At 60.9% G+C, this 21887-nt stretch carries 18 protein-coding genes and 1 other RNA gene; 8 read left to right on the top strand and 11 right to left on the bottom strand.

All coding sequences use genetic code 11. The features are described from left to right. Positions 1-28: 28 nt before the first annotated feature. Positions 29-700: a heme exporter protein CcmB gene (gene ccmB, locus QRN20_RS09110; protein WP_122461988.1), complete on the bottom strand. Its 672-nt coding sequence runs from the start codon at positions 698-700 to the stop codon at positions 29-31. Next, positions 697-1338 (bottom strand): cytochrome c biogenesis heme-transporting ATPase CcmA, encoded by a 642-nt coding sequence (gene ccmA / locus QRN20_RS09105; RefSeq protein WP_043304586.1) that lies wholly within the window; start codon positions 1336-1338, stop codon positions 697-699. The genes ccmB and ccmA overlap by 4 nt, the downstream gene beginning before the upstream one ends. Positions 1339-1528: 190 nt before the next feature. Between ccmA and fliK the strand changes: the two genes are divergently transcribed. Together fliK and QRN20_RS09095 are read left to right on the top strand one after the other, a co-directional pair. After that, positions 1529-3148, top strand: a complete 1620-nt coding sequence (gene fliK, locus QRN20_RS09100; protein WP_122499537.1) for a flagellar hook-length control protein FliK — start codon at positions 1529-1531, stop codon at positions 3146-3148. After that, the gene (locus tag QRN20_RS09095) at positions 3148-3471 is read left to right on the top strand and encodes an EscU/YscU/HrcU family type III secretion system export apparatus switch protein (protein WP_029241430.1); all 324 of its coding nucleotides are present in this window, start codon (positions 3148-3150) and stop codon (positions 3469-3471) included. The genes fliK and QRN20_RS09095 overlap by 1 nt, the downstream gene beginning before the upstream one ends. A 30-nt stretch (positions 3472-3501) precedes the next feature. Here QRN20_RS09095 and recR read toward each other — a convergent pair whose 3' ends face one another. After that, complete coding sequence (recR, locus tag QRN20_RS09090) at positions 3502-4104, bottom strand: recombination mediator RecR (protein WP_004888133.1); 603 nt, start codon at positions 4102-4104, stop codon at positions 3502-3504. A gap of 279 nt (positions 4105-4383) precedes the next feature. Further along, positions 4384-5268, bottom strand: a complete 885-nt coding sequence (locus QRN20_RS09085) for a LysR family transcriptional regulator (RefSeq protein ID WP_069144457.1) — start codon at positions 5266-5268, stop codon at positions 4384-4386. 110 nt (positions 5269-5378) lie between these two features. Between QRN20_RS09085 and QRN20_RS09080 the strand changes: the two genes are divergently transcribed. The 3 genes from QRN20_RS09080 (at position 5379) to QRN20_RS09070 (ending at position 8528) form a co-directional block, all read left to right on the top strand. Next, positions 5379-6515 carry a DSD1 family PLP-dependent enzyme gene (locus tag QRN20_RS09080; RefSeq protein ID WP_163028993.1) on the top strand — a complete coding sequence of 379 codons (1137 nt, stop codon included), beginning with the start codon at positions 5379-5381 and terminating at the stop codon, positions 6513-6515. Beyond that, positions 6505-6912 (top strand): RidA family protein, encoded by a 408-nt coding sequence (locus QRN20_RS09075; protein ID WP_122518376.1) that lies wholly within the window; start codon positions 6505-6507, stop codon positions 6910-6912. Before QRN20_RS09080 ends, QRN20_RS09075 begins: the two co-directional genes overlap by 11 nt. A gap of 149 nt (positions 6913-7061) precedes the next feature. Then, the gene (locus QRN20_RS09070) at positions 7062-8528 is read left to right on the top strand and encodes an aldehyde dehydrogenase family protein (protein WP_285360210.1); all 1467 of its coding nucleotides are present in this window, start codon (positions 7062-7064) and stop codon (positions 8526-8528) included. A 269-nt stretch (positions 8529-8797) separates the two neighbouring features. Here QRN20_RS09070 and QRN20_RS09065 read toward each other — a convergent pair whose 3' ends face one another. Next, the gene (locus QRN20_RS09065) at positions 8798-9124 is read right to left on the bottom strand and encodes a YbaB/EbfC family nucleoid-associated protein (protein WP_004886053.1); all 327 of its coding nucleotides are present in this window, start codon (positions 9122-9124) and stop codon (positions 8798-8800) included. A 61-nt stretch (positions 9125-9185) separates the two neighbouring features. Beyond that, positions 9186-11378 (bottom strand): DNA polymerase III subunit gamma/tau, encoded by a 2193-nt coding sequence (dnaX, locus tag QRN20_RS09060; protein WP_217670572.1) that lies wholly within the window; start codon positions 11376-11378, stop codon positions 9186-9188. A gap of 222 nt (positions 11379-11600) precedes the next feature. Between dnaX and QRN20_RS09055 the strand changes: the two genes are divergently transcribed. After that, positions 11601-13289, top strand: a complete 1689-nt coding sequence (locus QRN20_RS09055) for an acid phosphatase (RefSeq protein ID WP_122606446.1) — start codon at positions 11601-11603, stop codon at positions 13287-13289. Between the two features lie 8 nt (positions 13290-13297). On the opposite strand, the gene QRN20_RS09050 is transcribed toward QRN20_RS09055, so the two are convergent. Next, positions 13298-14422, bottom strand: coding sequence for a mechanosensitive ion channel family protein (locus QRN20_RS09050; protein ID WP_025996929.1), 1125 nt, complete (start codon positions 14420-14422; stop codon positions 13298-13300). A gap of 459 nt (positions 14423-14881) precedes the next feature. On the opposite strand from QRN20_RS09050, the gene QRN20_RS09045 reads away from it, so the two are divergent. Next, the gene (locus QRN20_RS09045; protein WP_096768285.1) at positions 14882-15712 is read left to right on the top strand and encodes a lipopolysaccharide kinase InaA family protein; all 831 of its coding nucleotides are present in this window, start codon (positions 14882-14884) and stop codon (positions 15710-15712) included. Between the two features lie 159 nt (positions 15713-15871). Here the strand turns inward: QRN20_RS09045 and ffs are convergent. After that, an RNA gene (ffs, locus tag QRN20_RS09040) (signal recognition particle sRNA small type) lies at positions 15872-15968 on the bottom strand. A gap of 204 nt (positions 15969-16172) precedes the next feature. Here ffs and QRN20_RS09035 point away from each other — a divergent pair. Beyond that, entirely contained in the window at positions 16173-16661 is a 489-nt protein-coding gene (locus QRN20_RS09035) for a GNAT family N-acetyltransferase (protein WP_122582513.1), read from the top strand. 112 nt (positions 16662-16773) lie between these two features. Here the strand turns inward: QRN20_RS09035 and QRN20_RS09030 are convergent, their stop codons facing one another. The 3 genes from QRN20_RS09030 to zipA form a co-directional block, all read right to left on the bottom strand. Next, the gene (locus QRN20_RS09030; RefSeq protein WP_122606541.1) at positions 16774-17940 is read right to left on the bottom strand and encodes a zinc-binding metallopeptidase family protein; all 1167 of its coding nucleotides are present in this window, start codon (positions 17938-17940) and stop codon (positions 16774-16776) included. Positions 17941-18443: 503 nt separating this feature from the next. Further along, positions 18444-20792 (bottom strand): NAD-dependent DNA ligase LigA, encoded by a 2349-nt coding sequence (gene ligA / locus QRN20_RS09025; RefSeq protein WP_058431084.1) that lies wholly within the window; start codon positions 20790-20792, stop codon positions 18444-18446. 123 nt (positions 20793-20915) lie between these two features. Beyond that, positions 20916-21791, bottom strand: a complete 876-nt coding sequence (gene zipA / locus QRN20_RS09020; protein ID WP_004886082.1) for a cell division protein ZipA — start codon at positions 21789-21791, stop codon at positions 20916-20918. Positions 21792-21887 lie beyond the last annotated feature (96 nt).

Genomic DNA, 21887 nt, shown 5'->3' with positions numbered 1-21887 from the left:
GCCTGACGGGCAGGCCCCGGAACCTCAATTATTCGCCGACACTGATCTTCAGGCCAGCGGCTATCGCAAAGGGTGTCAGGGTAACCGCAAGTGCCGTCAGGCTGCCCAGCCACAGCAGATGACCGGTCGCGGGCATGCCTTGCAAGGCCGCCTGCAACGCCCCGCTGCCCAGAATCAGCACCGGGATGTACAGGGGCAGAATCAGCAGCGCCAGCAGCAACCCGCCACGCTTGAGCCCGACGGTCAGCGCGGCACCCACCGCACCCAGCAGGCTCAACACCGGCGTACCCAGCAGCAGCGACAGCATCAGCACCGGCAGGCAGTGTCCCGGCAACCCCAGCATCAAGGCCAGCACCGGCGCCACCAGAACCAGCGCCAGCCCGGAAAAGACCCAGTGTGCCAGTACCTTGACCAGAACCAGAAGGGCCAGAGGGTGCGGCGAAAGGACCCACTGTTCCAGCGATCCGTCCTCGAAATCACTGCGAAACAGCCCGTCCAGCGAGAGCAGTACGGCTAACAGCGCCGCTACCCAGACCAGCCCCGGCGACAAGGTTTGCAACAATTGCGTCTCCGGCCCGACGGCCAGCGGGAACAACGCAATCACGATGGCAAAGAACACCAGCGGATTGGCCAGCTCTGCCGGACGCCGCGCCAACAGTAGTGCCTCGCGCTGCAGCAACAGAATGAACACATTGCTCATGCCGGTCTGTTTCCCAGATCCAGTTGTCGATAACCGGCAGGCTTTAGGCCCAGCACATGATGAGTGGTCAGCACCACGACGCCGCCCCGCGCACAGTGTTCAGTCAGACAGGCTTCCAGCTGACTGATGCCCTGCTGGTCCAGCGCAGTGAAGGGTTCGTCGAGTATCCAGATCGGAGGACCCGGCAAATAAAGGCGAGCCAGTGCAACGCGACGCTGCTGTCCGGCCGACAAGGCGTGGCAAGGCACGTCTTCAAAGCCGCTCAAACCGACCGTCTCCAGCGCCTGCTCGAAATCGGCAGGCTCGCCATTCCCCTGCAACGCATACAGCCAGGACAGGTTTTCCAGCGGCGTCAGCAATTCCTTGAGCCCTGACGCATGGCCGATCCACAGCAACAGACCGGTCAGCTGCGGACGCTGACGGTCCAGCGCATGGCCGTTGAGCATCACCTGGCCCTCTGTGGGCTGCATCAGCCCGCACAGCATGCGCAACAGGCTGGTCTTGCCGCTGCCATTGGGACCGCTGACCTGCAACAGGTCGCCAGCCTTCAGCGCGAGATCAAGGTTCTCGAACAACAGCCGTCCGTCGCGCTCGCAAGTCAGCGCAGTGGCGTGCAGAAGTGGAGTCACAGCAGTCATCGAGCGCTTCCAGTATCGCGTTGTCTCGAAATGCGCCGATAACAGCACAAACGGAGGAAATGGCAGTTCAAGTCGAGCATGAAGCGGCCGTTACATGAAGGGAACTTAATGACGGCCAGACCGCTTTGGGTCGGTATTATACATACGAGTCCTGACACCCAAGGGGCAATTTCCTCAGGTCGAATATTCAATGACAGGCGATATCACCAGCGTTCCCGCAGCGGTCCCGACGACTGCACAGCTACGCGCCAACATCACCCAGGCGCAGGTCCTGACATTGCTGCAGGCGTCGGCCCAGCTGATACCTGAAGGCCAGACCGCCGAAGCCGAAGTGCTGACCCTCAAGCAAGTCGACCAGAATTTCCAGTTGCTGCTCAAACTGATCCTCGCCAACGGCACCCAGACCAACCTGCCCGTCAGCAGCGCCGTGCCGTTCACGCCCGGCAGCCTTTTACAACTGACGCAGGCCTCGCCCAACGAGTTGACACTGACCTTGCAGCAGCTCAACAGCGCTCTGAAAAATTCGCTGACCAGCATCGACACCCGACAACTGCCAGTCGGCACGCTGTTGCAGGGCAAGGTGTTGACGACTCAGGTCATCGCTCAGGCGGTCAGCCAACTGGCCAACATGCCCGCGACCACCGCAGCCGCTGCGCCAGCCACTTATCGCTCGATCGTGATGCTGCTGAACACCGTACAGGCAGGCGCCAGCCTGACCATCGACAGCCCGCAGCCGCTGAAAGTCGGCAGTCTGCTCAGCGCTCAGGTGCAGAGCAATCAGGCCCTGAACTTCGTCGCCCTGCCCGGCCGCTTCGACCAACTGGCCGTGGCACAGCAACTGGCCACCCAGCAGAGCCGTCAGGGCTCACTGGAAAACCTGTTCAACGCCCTGCAAAACCTGCCGCGCAACAGTCCGGCAATCAGCGCGCCCCTACAGGCCAGCATCAACCAATTGCTGGCCGACATCCCGGATGTCGAACAGATGACATCGCCCAGAACCGTTGCCCAGGCTCTCAACGCCAGCGGCCTGTTTCTGGAGGCGAAACTGCAGGCGGGCATGAATCCGATGCAGGTGCCGGACCTTAAAGCCAGCCTGACGCGTCTCATCGCGCAGATCCTGCCGGGCCTGCCAGACAACAGCACCTATAACGCAGCAGCAGCGTCCAATACCCTGGCGCGGGTCATGCCCAACGCCATTCGCAACGCACTGGGCACTTTGGGCCTTGTCGCAGCGCGCACCCAGCCGAGCGTCTTTCCGCTGCCCTCGCGCTCGGTCAGTGGCGGCGAGAAGGAAGAGGATCTGGAAATCCTGCTCAAGCTTGCCGCGGCTGCTGTTTCCCGCGTGCAAAGCCATCAACTTGGCGGGCTGGACCAGACCCGCACCAACGCCGACGGCACGCAGGTCACCACCTGGCAAATGGAAGTGCCGATGCGCAACGCCCACGACATCGTGCCGTTGCAGGTCAAAGTGCAGCGCGAGGACAAGCCGGACGAAGAAGCCTCCCACGAAAAGGCGGACGGCGAAGTTCAGGAAACACGGGAAAAGCTCTGGAAGGTCGATCTGGCGTTCGATCTCGAACCGCTGGGGCCGATGCAGGTTCATGCCCAATTATTACGCGGCACGTTATCAAGCCAGCTGTGGGCCGAGCGACCCGACAGCGCAGCGTTGATCGGCCAGGAACTGGGGCATTTGCGCGAAAGGCTGATCGCCTGCGGCCTGGCCGTCGGCGAACTGGCCTGCAACCATGGCACGCCACCCCAGGGCCCGCGAACGGCTCTGGAACAACGCTGGATTGACGAGAACGCCTGATGAGCAGAACCGACGACACACCGCGCCAGGCGATCGCACTCAGCTACGACGGCCAAAGCGCCCCAACCCTGAGCGCCAAGGGCGACGACCAACTGGCCGAAGCCATTCTGGACATCGCCCGCGAATACGAAGTCCCCATCTACGAAAACGCCGAACTGGTCAAACTGCTGGCCCGTCTCGAACTGGGCGACAGCATCCCCGAACCGCTGTACCGCACCATCGCCGAAATCATCGCGTTTGCGTGGCATTTGCGGGGCAAGTTTCCCGAAGGTCAGGACCCGGACGCACCGCCGGTGGAGCGGGATATTACGCCGCGGCGTTAAGGCCAAAAACCCGCAACGGCAAAACGGTGATTACATCGCAATCGGCTTGCGCCCGGCAAACGAATGCGCCAGCGTGCCGCCGTCCACAAGATCCAGTTCGCCACCCAGCGGCACGCCGTGGGCGATGCGCGAGGCGATCAGGCCTTTCTGGTTGAGCAACTGGGCGATGTAATGAGCGGTGGCCTCGCCTTCCACGGTGGGGTTGGTGGCCAGGATGACTTCAGTGAACGTGCCCTGCCCGGCGATGCGCTCCATCAGTTGCGGAATGCCAATGGCCTCGGGACCAAGACCGTCGAGTGGCGACAGGTGGCCCTTGAGCACGAAATAGCGACCGCGATAGCCGGTCTGCTCCACGGCGTAGACGTCCGTCGGCCCTTCGACCACGCACAACAGCGTATCGTCTCGGCGCACGTCAGCGCATTGCGGGCAGAGTTCTTCTTCGGTCAGCGTGCGGCACAGCCGGCAGTGGCCGACACCTTCCATCGCCTGACTCAAGGCCAGCGCCAGCCGCGAACCGCCGCTGCGATCACGCTCCAGCAACTGCAGCGCCATACGCTGCGCGGTTTTCTGACCAACGCCCGGCAATACGCGGAAGGCATCGATCAACTGGCGAATCAGGGGGCTGAAGCTCATGAAGAAAAGTCCGACAAAAACACAAGACGCGGTTTATACCCGCGCGTTGCCGCCAGCGTCAATTCGGGGTTAAAGGGGCGCGACCAATAGCCGGTGCTGCGACGCCGGGCTGTGGGAGGCGGCTTGCCGGCGATCTGCCGGGAACCGGCAGCAAAACCTGCACATGCGGAGTGTCAGATACAACCTGGGTGAGCTGCACAGCCCATCGCTGCCGTCGTAACCTGTGAGAACTCCTACACCCTTCGAGCACAAGCTCATTCAGTGAATTACAACCGCTGATCACACCTTCAACGCCATCTCCAGAAACTCCATCAGCGCCTGCACCCGCGCGCTGCGTTGTTTGCGGACCGGCACCAGCAGATTGATGGGTGCGCTGGTCAGTTGCCAGTCGGCGAGCACGCGCACCAGAGCACCGCTGGCGATGGCGTCGCTGACGTCCCATTGCGAGCGGAGCACGATGCCCAGCCCCTGCTCGGCCCAGCGACGGGCCACAGAGCCGTCGTTGGTCAACAGGGCTGGCTCAATGCGCAGGGTTTTCTTTGTCGCACCTTTGCTCATGTGCCAGAGGGTCACGTCTTCGTCGTTTTCCCGGATACAGATGCAGCGATGACCTGCCAGCTCGTCAGGCGAGGCAGGAATGCCGTGCTGCTCCAGATACGCAGGGCTGGCGCACAGCCAGCGGTTGTTGTGCGCCAGCGTGCGGGCGATCCACAGGCTGTCGTTGAGGCTGCCGATATGAATCACGGCATCACTGTCATGTCGATCCGGCCAGGGCGTTTCACGCAGGTCGAGGTGCAGGCGCAGTTGTGGATGCAGTCTGGCGAAGCGCGCCAGCAGCGGCGCGATACGCTGGCGGCCATAGCCGAAGGGCGCGGCCAGCCTGAGCGTGCCGACCAGGCGTTCGTCACGCTGTTTGAAAGACTCCGGCAGCGCTTCCAGTTGTTCCAGCAAATGCGCGCTTTCCCGGGCGAAGCGCTCGCCATCGGCAGTCAGGCTCAAGCGGCGGGCATCCCGGTTGGCCAACGTAATACCCAGCTGCGTCTCCAGCTTGCGCAGCCGCATCGACAACGCCGGTGGCGAAACGTTAAGCACTCTGGCTGCCGCACTGAGTGACTCACAACGCGACAGCGTTACCGCCAGACGCAAATCTTCGATGGCAATCATTCAGCTCAGCTTAAGGATTAATGAAGACTGATTGAACCACAGCTTCATTATCGAACAGTAGAGTGAATGCGTACCCAGCCACACGAGCGCAACACATGTCAGCCTCTCTGATGCCCAACTTACCGCCATCCCTTGATACACCCGTCGCGCTGATCGACGTGTCACGCATGCAGCACAACATCCAGCGCATGCAGCAACGCATGAATAACCTCGGCGTACGCCTGCGGCCGCACGTCAAGACCAGCAAATCCTTGCCGGTCATTGAGGCGCAACTGGCCGCCGGTGCCTGCGGCGTAACGGTCTCGACACTTAAAGAAGCCGAATATTGTTTTGCCAACGGGATCGACGAAGTGTTCTACGCCGTCGCTATGGCACCCGGCAAACTGCATCAGGCACTGGCCCTGCGCCGCAAGGGCTGTCGCCTGAGCATCCTGACTGACAGCGTCGTTGCTGCGCAGCACATCGTTGCGTTCGGGCAGGAGCACGACGAGCGTTTCGAGGTGTGGATCGAGATCGACTGCGACGGCCATCGCTCCGGTCTGGCGGCCGATGACGAGACACTGGTAGCGGTGGCGCGGTTGCTGATCGAAGGCGGCATGCAATTGCGTGGCGTAATGACCCATGCCGGGTCCAGCTACGATCTGGATACGCCCGAAGCATTAGAGGCGATGGCCGAACAGGAGCGCTCTCTGTGCGTCAGTGCCGCCGGACGCATCCGTAACGCCGGACTACCCTGCCCCGAGGTCAGTATCGGTTCCACGCCCACAGCCCTCTCGGCGCAGAGCCTGGAAGGCGTGACCGAGGTCAGGGCCGGGGTTTACGTGTTTTTCGATCTGGTGATGCACAACATCGGCGTCTGCGCGGCCGACGAACTCGCACTGAGCGTACTGACCACGGTTATCGGTCACCAGCAGGACAAGGGCTGGATCATCGTGGACGCGGGCTGGATGGCCATGAGCCGTGACCGCGGCACACAGCGTCAGCGCCAGGATTTCGGCTACGGCCAGGTCTGCACCGAAAGCGGCGACTGGATCGAAGGCGCGCGCGTGACCGGCGCCAATCAGGAACACGGCATTATTACCCTGGCGGCCGAGGACTGCGGCGACATCACTGAGCGTTTCCCGATCGGCAGCCGGCTGCGCATCCTGCCAAACCACGCGTGCGCCACCGGCGCGCAATTTCCTGACTATCACACGCTGGATGCCGAAGGCAGCGTGCACACCTGGAGTCGCTTGCATGGCTGGTGATCTCGAGCTGATCCATACCCCTCATGCCGCCGCTCCGGGCGGACATTATTCACAGGCCGTGCGGCATCAGGACACGCTGTACGTCTCGGGGCAATTGCCGATACGCGCCGACGGCAGCCACAGCGTCGACGAGCCGATCGAGGTCCAGGCGACCATCGCGCTGGACAACCTGCTGGCGATTATCACGGCTGCCGAATGCAGCATCGAGGACCTGATCAAGGTTACGGTCTACGTGGCAGGCGTCAAACACTGGCCCGCCTTCGACCGGATCTACGCCAGCTATCTGGGCCTGCATCGCCCAGCCCGCGCCGTGGTTCCCGTTCCGGAACTGCACCATGGCTATCTGATCGAGATCGAAGCGCTGGTACGCGTGCCAAAAACAACTCCATGCGCTTAGCGGCCCGCATACAGCAGATTATTCTTCGCAGCCTTCAAGATCGGCGCTTTTTATCCAGATTGCTTTGTTAGCTTATTGATATGAAACGGATTGGCCTTCACGGGCCGTCTGCTGCCGCCGATCTTTTCTCGCTCCAGGGAGCCCGCTGGATGACCATACATTCCCCGAACAGCCATCGCGTCGATCCGCACACGGCGCAGCAGTTTTACATCGATGGCCGCTGGCGCGCTCCCGCGGTTGCGGCGACGCTGCCGGTGATCAATCCGGCCACCGAAGAGGTTGTCGCACACGTCGCCAGCGGTACAGCGGCCGACGTGGATCGCGCCGTGGCAGCGGCACGAGCGGCCTTTGCCGGTTGGTCCGGCACTCCGGCAGACATGCGGGCTCAGGTGATTGGCCGCATCCATGAACTGATCATCGAGCGCAAGGAAGACCTGGCGCAGGCGCTGTCCCTGGAAATGGGCGCCTCCATCAGTTCGGCGCGGGCGATGCAGGTGCCGCTGGCGGCCGAGCACGTTCGGGTTGCGCGGGATTTGCTGGGCACCTATGCGTTCCAGACCGTCGAAGGCAGCACGGCGATTCAGCGTGAGCCCATCGGGGTCTGCGGCCTTATTACGCCGTGGAACTGGCCGCTGTATCAGATCACCGCCAAGGTTGCTCCGGCCATTGCCGCAGGTTGTACCGTGGTACTCAAGCCCAGCGAACTGTCGCCCTTGAGCGCATTGCTGTTCGCGCAACTGGTACACGACGCGGGTCTGCCTGCCGGGGTGTTCAATCTGGTGAATGGCAGCGGCCCGGAAGTCGGCGGCGCGATGGCGGCGCACCCTGACATCGACATGATTTCCATCACCGGCTCCAATCGCGCAGGTGCCCTGGTCGCCCAAGCGGCCGCGCCGACAGTGAAACGTGTCACGCAGGAACTGGGGGGCAAATCCCCCAACGTGCTGTTGCCCGACGCCGATGTTGCCAAGGCCGTGCCGCTGGGCGTCATGGCGGCGTTCCGCAACGTCGGCCAGTCGTGCAGCGCACCGACGCGCATGATCGTGCCGAAAAATCGTCTGGCGGAAGTCGAAGCGCTGGCCATCGAAACCGCCAACGCGATCATTGTCGGCGATCCACAGTCGGACATCACAGTGCTGGGCCCGATTGCCAATGAGGCCCAGTTTCATCGCGTGCAGGCGATGATCGAAGCGGGGCTTGGCGAAGGCGCAAAGCTGATCTGCGGCGGTCCGGGTCGTGTCGAGGGTTTCGAGAAAGGCTTCTATGCCCGCCCTACCGTGTTCTCCAACGTGAACACTTCGATGCGCATCGCTCAGGAAGAAATTTTCGGCCCGGTGCTGTGCCTGATCGCCTACGAGACAGTGGATGAAGCGGTGGCCATCGCCAACGACACGGTCTATGGGCTGGGCGCGCATGTGCAAAGCCAGGACCTGCAGCAGGCTCGAGCCGTGGCCTCCCGGATCCGCGCCGGTCAAGTGCTCCTCAACTACCCGGCCTGGAACCCGATGGCGCCGTTCGGCGGCTACAAACGCTCCGGCAACGGGCGCGAGTACGGGGTGCAAGGGTTTGAGGAGTATCTGGAGACGAAGGCAATTGTCGGGTTTGGCGCGGAGTAAGCCCGCCAGCGGACGTTTCAGCCGGAATCGCCTTCACACTGATCGTGCCCATGCTCTGCGCTCGTCGCTACACAAGTCCTTATGCAGGAATGATCGTGCCCATCGGAGCGATGGGCACGATCAGTGTTTGACAGACTTGTGTATAACAATGAGCGCTCTGCGTGGGTATGCCGCCCGGGACGCACAGATGTTTCAGTGCCCGGCACAATCCTGCGGCCCAAAAAAATGCCAGGCACATGGCCTGGCATTGATACCCGCAACAGCAACCGTCAGAACGGCAGCTTCATGCCTGGCGGCAGTTGCATGCCGGCGGTCATGGAGGCGGTCTTTTCCTGGCTGGCCTGTTCGATCTTGCGCACGGCGTCGTTGACGGCGGCGGCGATCAGGTCTTCCAGCACTTCCTTGTCTTCCTGCATCAGGCTGTCATCCAGATTGATGCGCTTGACGTCATGACGACCGGTCATCACGACGCTCACCAAGCCTGCGCCCGATTGACCGGTGACTTCCGCGTTGGCCAGTTCTTCCTGCATCTTGGCCATTTTTTCCTGCATTTGCTGGGCCTGCTTCATCAGGCCAGCCATGCCACCTTTCATCATGGGATATCTCCTCGAATATGGATGGTTCGTTTGCGCAGCGCGCGAAGCGCCGTGCCGTCAGTTATTGAGTCTGCGCTGCCGGAGCATCCACAGGCTTGATCGTATCTTCTCGAATCATCGCGCCAAACTGCTGCAGCATCTGCTGAATGAACGGATCGGCATGAATCGAGGCCTCGGCCTGGCGCTGGCGCTCGGCACGCAAACGCGATGCGGCCTGGGCAGGGGTTTCCTGCTCGGGCTTGATCAGCTCGATAGACAGATTGATCGTGCGGCCCGTGAACTGGTTCAACGCGTCGTTCAGACGACGTTGCTGGGTCGAGTTGAACAGTGCGCTGTGCGCCGGGTCGAGGTGCAGCAACCAGTGATCACCCTCCTTGCCCATCAGCGTACAGTTGGCGGCGATGCTGCCGGTCATGCCGGAGATTGGCAAGCCGGGAAACATCTCCAGCCATTCCAGCGCAAGGCCCGTGGCGGGCATGGCGGCAGGCGTCGGCTCGGGTTCGACCGGTTCGGCGTCACCGACGCTCTCATGCGCCAGCTCGTCCAGGTAAGCGTAGGACGCAGGGTCGATGTCCACATCCGGCTCGACATAGTCATCGTCCGGTGGCGGCTCGTCGTCGCGGTCCATGGGGGCTGACAGATACGCCACATCCGGAATGGCTTCGAGCATGGCTGGCGTGACAGCCTGCTCGGCAACCGGCTGGGGTTCTTCGGCAGGCTGTTCCTGCACCTGTTGTTCCTCGACCTGCGGCGCGTCCGGTACGGGACTTGCGGGCGCAGGCGTCGGCATGGGCGTCAGATCAGGCTGTTCGCCGAGGGTTTCCAGAACGGGTTCGGCAACCGGCGCTTCGGCGGGCTCGGCGACAGGCTCAGGTATTACATCGGCAACGGGCGTTTTCGGTTCGTTCCAGGGCAGATCGATTTCTTCGGCAGGCGCTGGCGGCGCGGGTTGAGCCTGTTCAGGCTCAGGCTTCACCGGCGCAGCTTTGACCGGAGCCGGTTCAGGCGCGGGCACCGTCGCTTCAAAGGCGGGATCGGGCGCTGCCATCACAGGCGGTTGGGAAGCCACCGATGCAACAGGTGTCGCATCGGCCACTGCCCTTTGGGAATCAGCCGTGGCCTGGCTGATCCCCACCGGCTTTAGCGGCTGCCTCGGCGCGTTCTCGCTATCGGCCGGCCGGAACGCCAGCATGCGCAGCAGCACCATCTCGAAACCGCCACGCGGGTCGGGCGCCAGAGGCAGGTCACGTCGGCCGATCAGGCCCATCTGATAATAGAATTGCACGTCTTCGGCCGGCAGCGCCTGCGCCAGAGCGAGGACGCGATCACGGTCGCCGTGACCGTTGTCGACACCCTCGGGCAGCGCCTGGGCAATCGCCACGCGGTGCAGCACGTTAAGAATTTCCGAGAGCACACCGTTCCAGTCAGGCCCCTGCTCGGCCAGATGGCGCACGGCTTCAAGCACGCCACGTGCATCGCCTTCCAGCAACGCGGTCAGCACATCGAACACCTGACCATGGTCCAGCGTGCCAAGCATGGCGCGCACATCGGTAGCCATGACCTTGCCTTCACCGAAGGCAATCGCCTGATCGGTCAGGCTCATGGCGTCGCGCATCGAACCATCGGCGGCGCGGCCCAGCAACCACAGCGCGTCGTCTTCGAACGGCACGTTCTCGACACCCAGCACGTGGGTCAAATGCTCGACCACACGTTCCGGCGTCATGTTCTTCAGAGAAAACTGCAGGCAGCGCGACAGAATGGTCGCCGGCAGCTTTTGCGGATCGGTCGTCGCCAGGATGAACTTGACGTAGGGCGGCGGTTCTTCAAGCGTCTTGAGCAAGGCGTTGAACGAGTGGCTGGACAGCATGTGCACTTCGTCGATCAGGTAGACCTTGAAGCGTCCGCGACTCGGCGCGTACTGCACGTTGTCGAGCAACTCACGCGTGTCTTCGACCTTGGTACGGCTGGCGGCGTCGATCTCGATCAGGTCGACGAAACGACCCTCATCGATCTCCTTGCACACCGAACAGACGCCGCAAGGCGTTGAGGTAATGCCGGTTTCGCAGTTCAGGCATTTGGCAATGATGCGCGCGATGGTGGTCTTGCCCACACCGCGCGTGCCGGTGAACAGATAGGCGTGGTGCAGGCGCTGGCTGTCGAGCGCGTTGATCAGGGCCTTCAACACATGTGTCTGGCCGACCATTTCGCGGAACGAGCGCGGACGCCATTTACGTGCAAGAACCTGATAACTCATTGAAAACCGTCGCGACTGGTAAGCGGAAGACCGCCAATGCTAGCCGAGCAGGGACAAAATTGCATCCGGTGTCCTGCTTATTGTGGCCTGACGGCCGAATTTGCCCGTTCGTGAACATGTTTTCATCAATAGAGGCTGTTCGCGCTGTAGCAATAGCGTCATATTCCATCGCTACGCTCGCCTGAAATCTTTGGTAACACATAATTCAGACAGGTATTCGCGATGACCGACAGACCCGACGACGAGTCCACCCTCCACCCCAGCCGTCGTCGCTTTCTGGGCGGCATGGCAGCATTGGGCGCAGGCGTTACGCTCAGCAGTTACGTCACCGCCGGTGAAAAGCCACCTGCCGCAGCCGAGAAGCACCTGACCGGCGCAGCACTGGACAAGGCCCTGCACGACAACGTCAAGACAGTCGTGGTGATCTACGCGGAAAACCGCAGTTTCAACAACCTGTTCGGCAACTTTCCAGGCGTTGAAAAGCCGCTGTCTTCCCTCAAGGCCGCTGATTATGAACAACGTGACCGCGATGGCAGTCTGCTGAGCAAACTGCCGCCCGCCTGGGGCGGCGTGCTGCAGGTCGGTCCGCAGAGCGTCGATGGCGTGACCTACCCGGCTGGCGTGCAGTTTCAGGAAAACCTGCCCAACGCGCCCTTCCCGCTCAAGGGTCCGAACAATGAAGACCTGCCGCTGAGCCTGGTCACCCGTGACCTGTGGCATGTGTTCTATCAAAACCAGATGCAGATCAACGAAGGCAAGAACGACCGTTTTGTGGCCTGGGCCGATTCCGGCGGACTGACCATGGGCCAATATGCGCAAACACAATACTCACTGCGACTGTGGGACGTGGCGAAAGAATTCGTGCTGTGCGACAACTTTTTTCAGGGTGCTTTCGGCGGCTCGTTCCTCAACCACCAGTACCTGATTTCAGCGACGGCCCCGATCTATCCCGATGCCGCCAACTCGCCCGCCAAATCGCAGATCGCCACGCTGCAAAGCGACAACCCGGAAGACCCGCGCCTCAAGCCGCTGGACAAGTCCCCCGCCAGCGCCATGGAAGGACCGCCGCAATTTGGCCCCAGCGCGATCACCCCGGATAACTATGCGGTCAACACCCTGGCCCCGCCCTACTGGCCGACCTGGCTGCGCGACCCGCAGAACCCCGACTATTCCAAGCCGGATCTGGCCAACGTGCTGGTGCCGCAGAATCATGAGCACATCGGCGACAAGCTGTCGAAGAAGGACATCGACTGGGCGTGGTACGCAGGCGCCTGGCAGGTCACGCTGGATGAATTCAAGGATTCCACCGGTATCCCGAAGATCCCCAACTTTCAATACCATCACCAGCCGTTCAACTACTTCGTAAAGCAAGGCCCGCAGAACCCTGTCGAGCGTAAACGCCGGTTGCGTGATGGTGGCCTGGGTGACGAAGCGAGCACCAATCGTTTTCTGGCCGATGCCCAAGCAGGCAAGCTGCCTGCCGTTACCTTCTATAAGCCTCAGGGCAACCTGAACATGCACGCAGGCTATGCCGACGTGGCGTCGGGCGACCGACACATAGACCGTGTGGTCAAGGTGCTGCGTAACAGTCCGCAATGGGAAAATATGGTGATCGTGATCACCATGGATGAGAACGGCGGCTGGTGGGACCACGTGGCACCGCCCAAGGGCGACCGTTTCGGCCCCGGTACACGGATCCCGGCGCTGGTCATCTCACCGTTTGCCCGCAAAGGCTCGGTCGACCACACCGTCTACGACACCGCGTCGATCCTGCGCCTGATCACTCGCGTTCACGGCCTGGAAAAGCTCGACGGCCTCAAGCGTCGCGACGACGCAATGGTCGCCCGGGGCCAGCAGCCCATGGGCGATCTCACCAACGCCTTGCAATTCAGCAACCATCACAAAGCCTGAATCGGCTGTCAGGCCTGAGCCTTGTCCATTTCCAGAGCGGTCCGCTTCGACGCTCTGGACTCGGGCAGGGACGCCACGTACACCGTGCGTGACGGGAAGGCAAAACGCACATCCATGTCGGCAAACGCTTCCATGATTTCTAGATTGATCGTCTGCTGCACGTCCATATAGACGTTGTAGCTGGGGTCGAGCACGATGTAGACCGTCTCGAACTCCAGCGACGTCTCGCCAAAGCTGCGGAAATGCGAACGGTCGAAACGCGCGTTCTTCAGGCGGCGAATGATCTCTTCGACCTTCTTCGGTACTTCACGCACCTGGTCAACGGAACAATCGTACGTCAGCCTGAAATCGAAGACGATGCGCCGTTCCTGCAGCCGCTTGTAGTTCTGAATGGTGCTGCCGATCATGTCGGCATTGGCCATGACGATCTGCTCACCGCCCAGACTGCGAATACGCGTGGTCTTCAGGCCAACATGCTCGACAGTGCCTGAAAGCGAACCCACGACAATGAAGTCGCCAATCTCGAACGGTTTATCCACCGCGATGGCCAGCGAGGCGAAGACGTCGCCAAGAATGTTCTGCACCGCCAGCGCCACGGCGATACCGCCCACGCCGAGACTGGCCACAAACGCCGTGATGTTGACCCCGACGTTGGACAGCATCGCCATCAGCACCGTGGCCCACAACAGCACCTTCGCGCCCCAGAGGCTCAAGGTCGCCAGCGCACTGCCTTGAAAGGTGCTGGTGGTGCTGTGACGCGCGAAGTAGCGATACAGCGCCAGCGCAATCGCCCGATTCGCCCACAGCCCGACCTGCAACGCCGCGACCACAAACCACAGGCTACTGACACGTCCGAGCCAGCGCTCCGGCAGGTCGAGCATGCCGACCCCGATCAGCAGTGACGCCAGCAATATCAGCGTATTGCTGGTGCCGGATAACACCTCGACGGCGATGTAACTCAAATGCGCATTGGGCGCGGAGGATCGTGTGCGGATCTTGCGCAACACAAAGCCGATTGCACCGCGAACCAGAATGAAGCTCAGCGTCGAAGCGACGATAGCCAGAATCCAGTTCGCCAGTGATATCCCCAGAAATTGCGAGTCTGTAAAAAAGACGATGATGTCATGTTCCATTCGGTCCCCCGGCTGCATTGCTGCGAGACGCCCGACCGAAAAGCCTTTGACACCCGCAGCGACCTGATATGCCCCTTGCCGTAACACGGTTTCAAGCGACGCGTAGAGGATTAGGTGGCATTGGTGCCAAGGCGTTCAGTGCAATTTTCTGTACATTCATCCAACCATCTACATTGGCGGAAAATTTGCAGAGAAATAGGCAAACTTGAACTAAGGATCTGCTGAAACCTGCCGATACGCCTCGCTCAGGCGTCCTGTAAGGAGCAGCCTAGAGCGCTTACGGCATATAATTGGGCACTCATCGCACTCATGCACTGAAAGCGTGAACATCACCATTAACAGCCCGAATTGTCGAACAAAAAGACAATACTTCAACTAATCGCAAGACACTAGTTACTGCCTTACATATTCAGAGCTGAACCACTCAGCCTTTCACGCACACCCGGAATGGACTCGATCATGCTTTCGGTATCGACAGCACTTTCCAGCTTTTTGCATACGCATCAGGTGGAGAACGCAACCTTTCACTTCAACCAGCCACCTTCCGCCGAACTGCTCGACTCCGTCAGCCGCTGGTTCGACCAGCCCAAGAGCAAATCCCGCAAGCGCATCAGCGGACCGCTACTGGCCGGCGACACCCGGCTGTTTGCCAAGTCTCAACTGCTCGAAAGCCTGAAATCCCGCTTGCGCGTGACGCTCGGGCGACAGACCGCAGATGGCCGTTATGATTGGGCGGTGGAAGAACTGCACAACACCCTGGCCGCCAGTCAGCGCGGGATACCCTCGCCCTCCATCATCGGCTTCGGCTACATCCGCCGCGGTCTGGGCCTTGTACAGGAAACCCTGCTGCTGACCGAACTGCTGGACGGCTATTGCGACGGCCAGGACTGGCTTGAGCAACATCCGCAACGCGTTCAGTGGTTCGTGGAACATGCACTTGAGCTGCTGCAACGCAGCAATGCCAAGGGCATCTACCACATGGACTTCTCCGCGCTGAACATCATGCTCGACGAGAACAACGCCGAACCGATGAAAGTCATCGACATGGAAAACTGCTTTGTCGGGCCGACACCCTACTCTGCCGAAACGCTGGCCTTTCAAACGGGCTTTCTCTATCGACGCGGCTTGTACAAGTTCATTACCGAAGCGGACTACGACAGCCTGGTTTATCGAATGACCCAGTGTGATGACGTCGAGATGAGCCGCTTCGAAGCGCTTTATGACGTCTGCAAACACGAGAACATAGGCCGCAAGGAACGCCGCCGGATATTTCTTGAGGGTGGGCTGTAGGAAGACAGATGCACTGAGCGTTGGCGTCGATTATCCAGGGAAAGGATATCGATGCCTGATGCGACGACATGACTGAACGGAAGATCCAGATCGAGTGCTTGGACAGAGGCTGGGTATGTTGCTGCGTCGAGGACCGACAGAAGTTCGTTAAGGTGGTGCCCCCACCAGCCACACCCCGGCACACAATGTTCCCGCTGTGGCTGCTTCCTTCCGGATCTGACCAGGTTCACGGGTAATCGTTGCGGGGGGACCGATGGGGTCACCATAACGACGCTCACCAGTTGGCGAGCCGCGCCATTGTACCGGTCTGGAGCAAGTTTACAACCACTGGCTTGGATAAAAATTTCGATCAGGCTCAAGTACTTGTGTGCCGGGGCCGGGACGAACTCCGGGCGCTGGAAGAGAGGCAGAATGATCCTGTACCCTGCCCTTCCGATCATCATCAGCCGACAGGTTGCCCATGCAGACTCGATTGGTCAGCTACGAAGAACTTACACCGACTCAATGCCGACAGCTCGAAACGCTCCAGATCGCGCCGGAACAGATCCAGTTCTCGGGCGATATCCACGCTGCGCTCAATACCCTGCTGGTCAATCCCAGCGCTGACATCGCAGGCTTCGTGTTTTTGGTTGATGAAGTGCCCAAGGGCTTTTTCATGCTCAAGCGTGGGGATTGCCTGCCGCATTGGGCATTGGAGGACGCGACCGCGACCTTGCACGCATTGCAGATTGATCGTAGAGAACAGGGCAAAGGGCTGGGCAAGGTGTGCCTGAAGGCGTTGCCAGCAGCGTTGAGCCTGAAGTGGCCGGACATCCAGCAACTGATGCTGTCGGTGGATGCCGACAATGCAGCGGCTATCGGTTTGTATGTCGGGCAAGGCTGGATTGATACCGGCGAAGCCTATCGCGGACGGATAGGCTTTGAGCGACGGCTGGTGTTGAAGCTTTAAAGCTGGCGCACGCTCTCGTGGGAGACGGCTTGCCGGCGATGAACGATGAAGCGGATCAGCTGATACACCGCGCCAATGCCATCGCGGGCAAGCGCGCTCCTAAGGTCCGCGTTTACTGAGCCTGCAACACCTCGTCCGCCTTGCCACCGGCATCCTGAATCACCAGATGGATGAAGTGCAGTTTGGCGATGACTGCAGGGGGCAGCACGAACGGGTAGAAATCAGGCTGACCCATGCTGCGTGACAGTTCGTTAAGCATGCTGGCCAGTTCGATCCAGGCGTTGACGAACGACAGGAATGCCGGGCCGCCAGGGTGTTGTGGGTCGAACAGCGTTTCCAGCGGGAACGGCTTATAATCGAGCTCCATATCGCGGGCGCTCATGCCGAAGCCCAGCGCCGTGTCGACCGCGTCCATCATGTGCAGGTAATGCGCCCAGGTTTCGGCCCAGTCTTCCCACGGGTGCATGGTGGCGTACGCGCTGACGAAGCTTTCCTGCCAATTGTCAGGCGCGCCGTTCTTGTAGTGGTGATCCAGCGCGTCGGCATAGCTGGCTCGCTCGTCACCAAAAAGGTTGCGGTAACTTTCCTGCCAATAGGTGTTGGCGATCAGCCGGTCCCAGTAGTAGTGGCCGACTTCGTGGCGGAAATGGCCGAGCAAGGTGCGATAGGGTTCGTGCATCTGCACGCGCATGGCTTCGCGGTGTGCGTCGTCGGCTTCTTCGATGTTCAGCGTGATCAGGCCGTTGGCATGACCGGTGGTTGGCAGATTGCCTTCCAGATCGACGCCTACAAAGTCGAAGGCCAGACCGGCTTCTTCATCGACTGTCTTGGGAATGACCTGCAGCCCCAGCGAAATCAGCTGTGCGACCAGACGCCGCTTGGCAGTCTCGACCTTACGCCAGCGCTCGCCGTTTTCCGGTACTGAAAGGTCTGGAATGGTACGGTTCAGGCTGCAGGCAACGCAGAACTCACCCATGTTGTGGGCCGGAAACAGCCAGTTGCAGGCCGCTGGCGTGTCGAGGTTGGCACACCGCCGATAAACGCCTGCATCCGGCTCATCGCTCAGACGCCACGTAGTAGGCTCGGCCCCAGGCTCCAGCGCCGCAATACGCCCCTGCTCAGGCAGATAGCCCAGCGCTGCCGAGCACGCCAAGCATTGGGTATTGGGGAAAAACACCGACTGTCCGCACTGGCACTGCCAGACTTTACTGTTGCGTTTGGTCTCACCGACGAAAGGCGCGGTGATACGTGAACTCAATTGCTCGAAAAAGCGATACATGGCGATCTCCCGTGGGCCTTGCATGGACTAGATCATGTAGGGGCTTCAGGGGTTCAAAATATTATTCGGGTCAGTGAATAAAGGCGAAAGACGCAGGTTTTCGCGTCCGCATCGATCACTCCCACGCGCCTGCGCTCATCGCTATACACAAGTCGGGAAGACGCGCAAAACGGGGGCCAAAACGAAAGTGACTGACTGAATGCATACCCCGTGGGAGGCTCCACCACGTCTTCGACGGAGCGCTGTCGCGTAGCAAACTCAGTGGGAGCGGACTTGTCCGCGAATGCAGCGTTTCAGCCACTGCATACGCGTCGGATGTACCGGCCTTTTCGCGGACAAGTCCGCTCCCACAAATCGCGTTTCTTCAGTGGTTCAGGTTGTTTGATAAGAGGCGGCTTGCCGGCGATGGCGTCAGTTCAGTCACTGATAGGTCGCTTCAGAAAAAGGATCGCCGGCAAGCCGCCTCCCACAGTAGCGATGGGCAGGATCATAGAGCCGGCCCCTCAATCCACCGACACACCCAGCTCGGTCAGGCGCGCCAGCAATGCATCCTCATCCAGAACGGTGAGGCCCAGCTCATTGGCCTTGGTCAGCTTCGACCCCGCCCCCGGCCCTGCGACGACGGTGTGGGTCTTCGCCGACACTGACCCGGACACCTTGGCGCCCAGGCTTTCGAGCTTCTCCTTGGCGACGTCCCGGCTCATGCGTTCCAGCGTACCGGTCAGCACCCAGGTCTGCCCGGCCAGCGGCAAGCCTTCCACGGCTTTTTTCTCGCTACGCCAGTGCATGCCGAACTCTTTGAGCTGCGCCTCGATGGCACGTGCACGCTCGGCGTTGGCGGTGTCGTCAAAGAAATCGCGTACGGCCTTGGCCTGCTTTTCGGGCAGCGCCTGGCGCATGTCCAGCCAGTCCGCGCCGATGATCGCGTCCAGCGTGCCGAACTTCTCGGCCAGCTTCAGCGCAGCACCCGGACCTACCGAAGGCACGTGCAGCTTGTCGATCAGTCCATCCAGGGTGGTGCTGGCGGCAAATTCGGCGCCCAGCTCACCCTGATCCTGCAGTTGCAGGCCGCACTCGCCCAGCAGCGCGTCGATCACGTTGCGGTTGTGCTCGTCCTCGAAGAAGCTGTGGATCTCGTAAGCGACTTCCATGCCGATGTCCGGCAGGTAAGTCAGCACCTCCGGCAAGGCCTTTTTGACCCGCTCCAGCGACGCCAGCGAACGACCCAGCACCTTGGCCGTTTCCTCGCCGACATCCGGGATGCCCAGCGCGTAGATGAAGCGCGACAGCGTCGGCTGACGGCTGTCGGCAATTGCCTTGAGCAGTTTTTCGCTGGAGATTTTCGCAAAACCCTCCAGGTCGATGATCTGCTCGTACTCAAGCTTGTACAGATCGGCGGGCGAGCCGATGAGTTTTTCGTCCACCAGTTGCTCGATGGTCTTGTCACCCAGACCTTCGATGTCCATGGCACGACGCGACACGTAATGGATGATGGCCTGCTTGAGCTGCGCGCCGCAGGCCAGACGACCGACGCAGCGGTAAACCGCGCCTTCGCTGACGGTTTCCTTGCCCTTGCTGCGCTTGACCAGCTGGGTGCGTTCGACATGCGAGCCACACACCGGGCAGGTCTTCGGAACTTCGACAGGCTTGGCAGTCTTAGGACGACGCTCCATGACCACCTGCACGACTTGCGGAATCACATCACCGGCCCGGCGAATGATCACCGTGTCGCCGATCATCAGACCCAGGCGCGCCACTTCGTCCATGTTATGCAGGGTCGCATTGGCAACCGTCACACCGGCGACCTTGACCGGCTTGAGGCGCGCAACCGGCGTCACTGCGCCAGTGCGTCCGACCTGGAATTCAACGTCCAGCAGTTCGGTCAGCTCTTCCATGGCCGGGAATTTGTGGGCAATCGCCCAGCGCGGTTCGCGGGCACGGAAACCCAGTTCACGCTGATCGGCGAGCTTGTTGACCTTGAACACCACGCCGTCGATCTCGTAGCTCAGCGACAGACGTCGCTCGCCGATGTCGTGGTAATAGGCCAGACACTCTTCGATGCCGTTGGCGAGCTTGAGCTCGCGACTGACCGGCACGCCCCATTCCTTGAGCTGATTGAGTACGCCGACATGGGTGTCGGCCACTTCGGCGGAAATCTGCCCCAGACCGTAACCGCAGAATTCCAGCGGGCGGTTGGCAGTAATCTTGGAGTCCAGCTGACGCAGGCTGCCCGCTGCGGCGTTGCGCGGATTGGCGAAGGTCTTGCCGCCGATTTCCAGCTGGCTGGCGTTGAGCCGTTCGAAACCGGCCTTGGACATGAACACTTCGCCCCGCACCTCCAGCACTTCAGGCCAGCCAGTGCCATGCAGCTTGAGCGGGATGTTGCGCACGGTGCGCACGTTGACGCTGATGTCTTCGCCGGTCGCCCCATCGCCCCGCGTCGCGCCACGGACCAGCGCGCCGTCTCGGTACAGCAGGCTGACCGCCAGACCGTCGAGCTTGGGTTCGCAGCTGTACTGAACCTTGCGGCTACCTTCGGGCAGGTCCAGGCCTTCGGTCACCCGACGGTCGAACTCGTGCATGTCGTTTTCTTCGAAGGCGTTGCCCAGGCTGAGCATCGGCATTTCATGACGCACCTGGGTGAACGCCGACAGGGCCGCGCTGCCGACACGCTGCGTGGGCGAATCAGGCGTGACCAGATGCGGGTTCTCGGCTTCCAGCGCTTTTAGCTCGTGGAACAGGCGGTCGTACTCGACATCGGGAATGCTGGGCTCATCCAGAACGTGGTAGCGGTAGTTATGCTGATCCAGCTCTGCGCGCAGTTCCAGGATTCGGGTTTCGACGGCCTTCATACGGTGTTCTCTCAAAAAGCAAAAGAGCAGCCTGGGCTGCTCGATCGGGTGGTTCTGTTGTACCGGTCTCCAGCCCTTGCCGAACGCAGCGAATGCGGTTCAACGAGGGCTGGCACAGCAGACTCAGCCGCGACGCTGAGTCAGGGCGCGGCGTTCGAATTCGACGATGCGCTGGCGGTAGTGCTCGATGGTCTGCGCGGTCATTACGCTGCGCTGGTCATCTTTCAGCTCGCCGTCCAGCTCATGAGCGAGCTTGCGTGCTGCCGCGACCATGACGTCGAACGCCTGCTTCGGATGACGAGGACCCGGCAGACCCAGGAAGAAGCTCACGGCACGGGTGCTGAAATGGTCGATGTCGTCCAGATCGAAAACGCCCGGCTTGACCGCATTGGCCATGGAGAACAGCACCTCGCCGTTGCCCGCCATGCTTTCGTGACGATGGAAGATGTCCATCTCGCCGAAACGCAGGCCGCTTTCCAGAATGTTCTGCAACAAGGCCGGACCCTTGAAGCCGCTTTCGCTGCGCGAGATAACGCTGATGACCAGTACTTCCTCGACCGGAGGCAGGTCCTTTTCTTCAGTGATGATGTGTGTCGGCTTGTCGTCCGGGAAGTCGTCGTCACGGCCGGTGAACAGGCTCGGACCGCCCATGTCCAGATTCAGATCGCCCTGTTGCGGCTCGCCCTTGCGTTTCTTGTCGCTGTTGCTGCGCTTGGCCTCGCGAGCGTTCTCACGAACGTTGTCTCGCGGGCTGGCGCTCATCGACGGCAGGTCGTGCTCGTCCAGTTGCGGCTCTTTATGCGTATCCAGCACACGGGGCGGCCCCAGCACTTCGGCCGAGCTCGGTTCCTCGTCGTCCGGAAGGTTGGAAAAGCTCCGGTCCAGCCTGAATTTCAGTTTTCCCTTGCCGCCGCGCATACGGCGCCAGCCATCGAAGAGAATACCGGCAATGACAATTATGCCGATGACGATCAGCCACTCGCGCAGACCGATTTCCATGTAATCCAGTGCCTCTAATGAAGAATTCTGAAAATAAGGGCCTAAACCCCTTTAATACGTGGTGCCAAGTCTATGTTCTGACTGGCATTTTGCCCA

Source organism: Pseudomonas sp. fls2-241-TYG-175, from assembly GCF_030209155.1.
Lineage (GTDB): Bacteria > Pseudomonadota > Gammaproteobacteria > Pseudomonadales > Pseudomonadaceae > Aquipseudomonas > Aquipseudomonas viridiflava.
The sequence above is the reverse complement of the archived record's forward strand: the minus strand, read 5'-3'. Positions and strand labels throughout refer to the sequence as shown.

Coding starts and splice junctions, on each gene's coding strand:
- QRN20_RS09080 (WP_163028993.1), top strand. CDS start 5,379: ATGCCCAACTTACCGCCATCCCTTGATACACCCGTCGCGCTGATCGAC.
- ccmA (WP_043304586.1), bottom strand. CDS start 1,338: ATGACTGCTGTGACTCCACTTCTGCACGCCACTGCGCTGACTTGCGAG.
- QRN20_RS09085 (WP_069144457.1), bottom strand. CDS start 5,268: ATGATTGCCATCGAAGATTTGCGTCTGGCGGTAACGCTGTCGCGTTGT.
- QRN20_RS09075 (WP_122518376.1), top strand. CDS start 6,505: ATGGCTGGTGATCTCGAGCTGATCCATACCCCTCATGCCGCCGCTCCG.
- QRN20_RS09045 (WP_096768285.1), top strand. CDS start 14,882: ATGCTTTCGGTATCGACAGCACTTTCCAGCTTTTTGCATACGCATCAG.
- dnaX (WP_217670572.1), bottom strand. CDS start 11,378: ATGAGTTATCAGGTTCTTGCACGTAAATGGCGTCCGCGCTCGTTCCGC.
- QRN20_RS09030 (WP_122606541.1), bottom strand. CDS start 17,940: ATGTATCGCTTTTTCGAGCAATTGAGTTCACGTATCACCGCGCCTTTC.
- QRN20_RS09065 (WP_004886053.1), bottom strand. CDS start 9,124: ATGATGAAAGGTGGCATGGCTGGCCTGATGAAGCAGGCCCAGCAAATG.
- ligA (WP_058431084.1), bottom strand. CDS start 20,792: ATGAAGGCCGTCGAAACCCGAATCCTGGAACTGCGCGCAGAGCTGGAT.
- recR (WP_004888133.1), bottom strand. CDS start 4,104: ATGAGCTTCAGCCCCCTGATTCGCCAGTTGATCGATGCCTTCCGCGTA.
- QRN20_RS09070 (WP_285360210.1), top strand. CDS start 7,062: ATGACCATACATTCCCCGAACAGCCATCGCGTCGATCCGCACACGGCG.
- QRN20_RS09035 (WP_122582513.1), top strand. CDS start 16,173: ATGCAGACTCGATTGGTCAGCTACGAAGAACTTACACCGACTCAATGC.
- QRN20_RS09095 (WP_029241430.1), top strand. CDS start 3,148: ATGAGCAGAACCGACGACACACCGCGCCAGGCGATCGCACTCAGCTAC.
- fliK (WP_122499537.1), top strand. CDS start 1,529: ATGACAGGCGATATCACCAGCGTTCCCGCAGCGGTCCCGACGACTGCA.
- QRN20_RS09050 (WP_025996929.1), bottom strand. CDS start 14,422: ATGGAACATGACATCATCGTCTTTTTTACAGACTCGCAATTTCTGGGG.
- ccmB (WP_122461988.1), bottom strand. CDS start 700: ATGAGCAATGTGTTCATTCTGTTGCTGCAGCGCGAGGCACTACTGTTG.
- zipA (WP_004886082.1), bottom strand. CDS start 21,791: ATGGAAATCGGTCTGCGCGAGTGGCTGATCGTCATCGGCATAATTGTC.
- QRN20_RS09055 (WP_122606446.1), top strand. CDS start 11,601: ATGACCGACAGACCCGACGACGAGTCCACCCTCCACCCCAGCCGTCGT.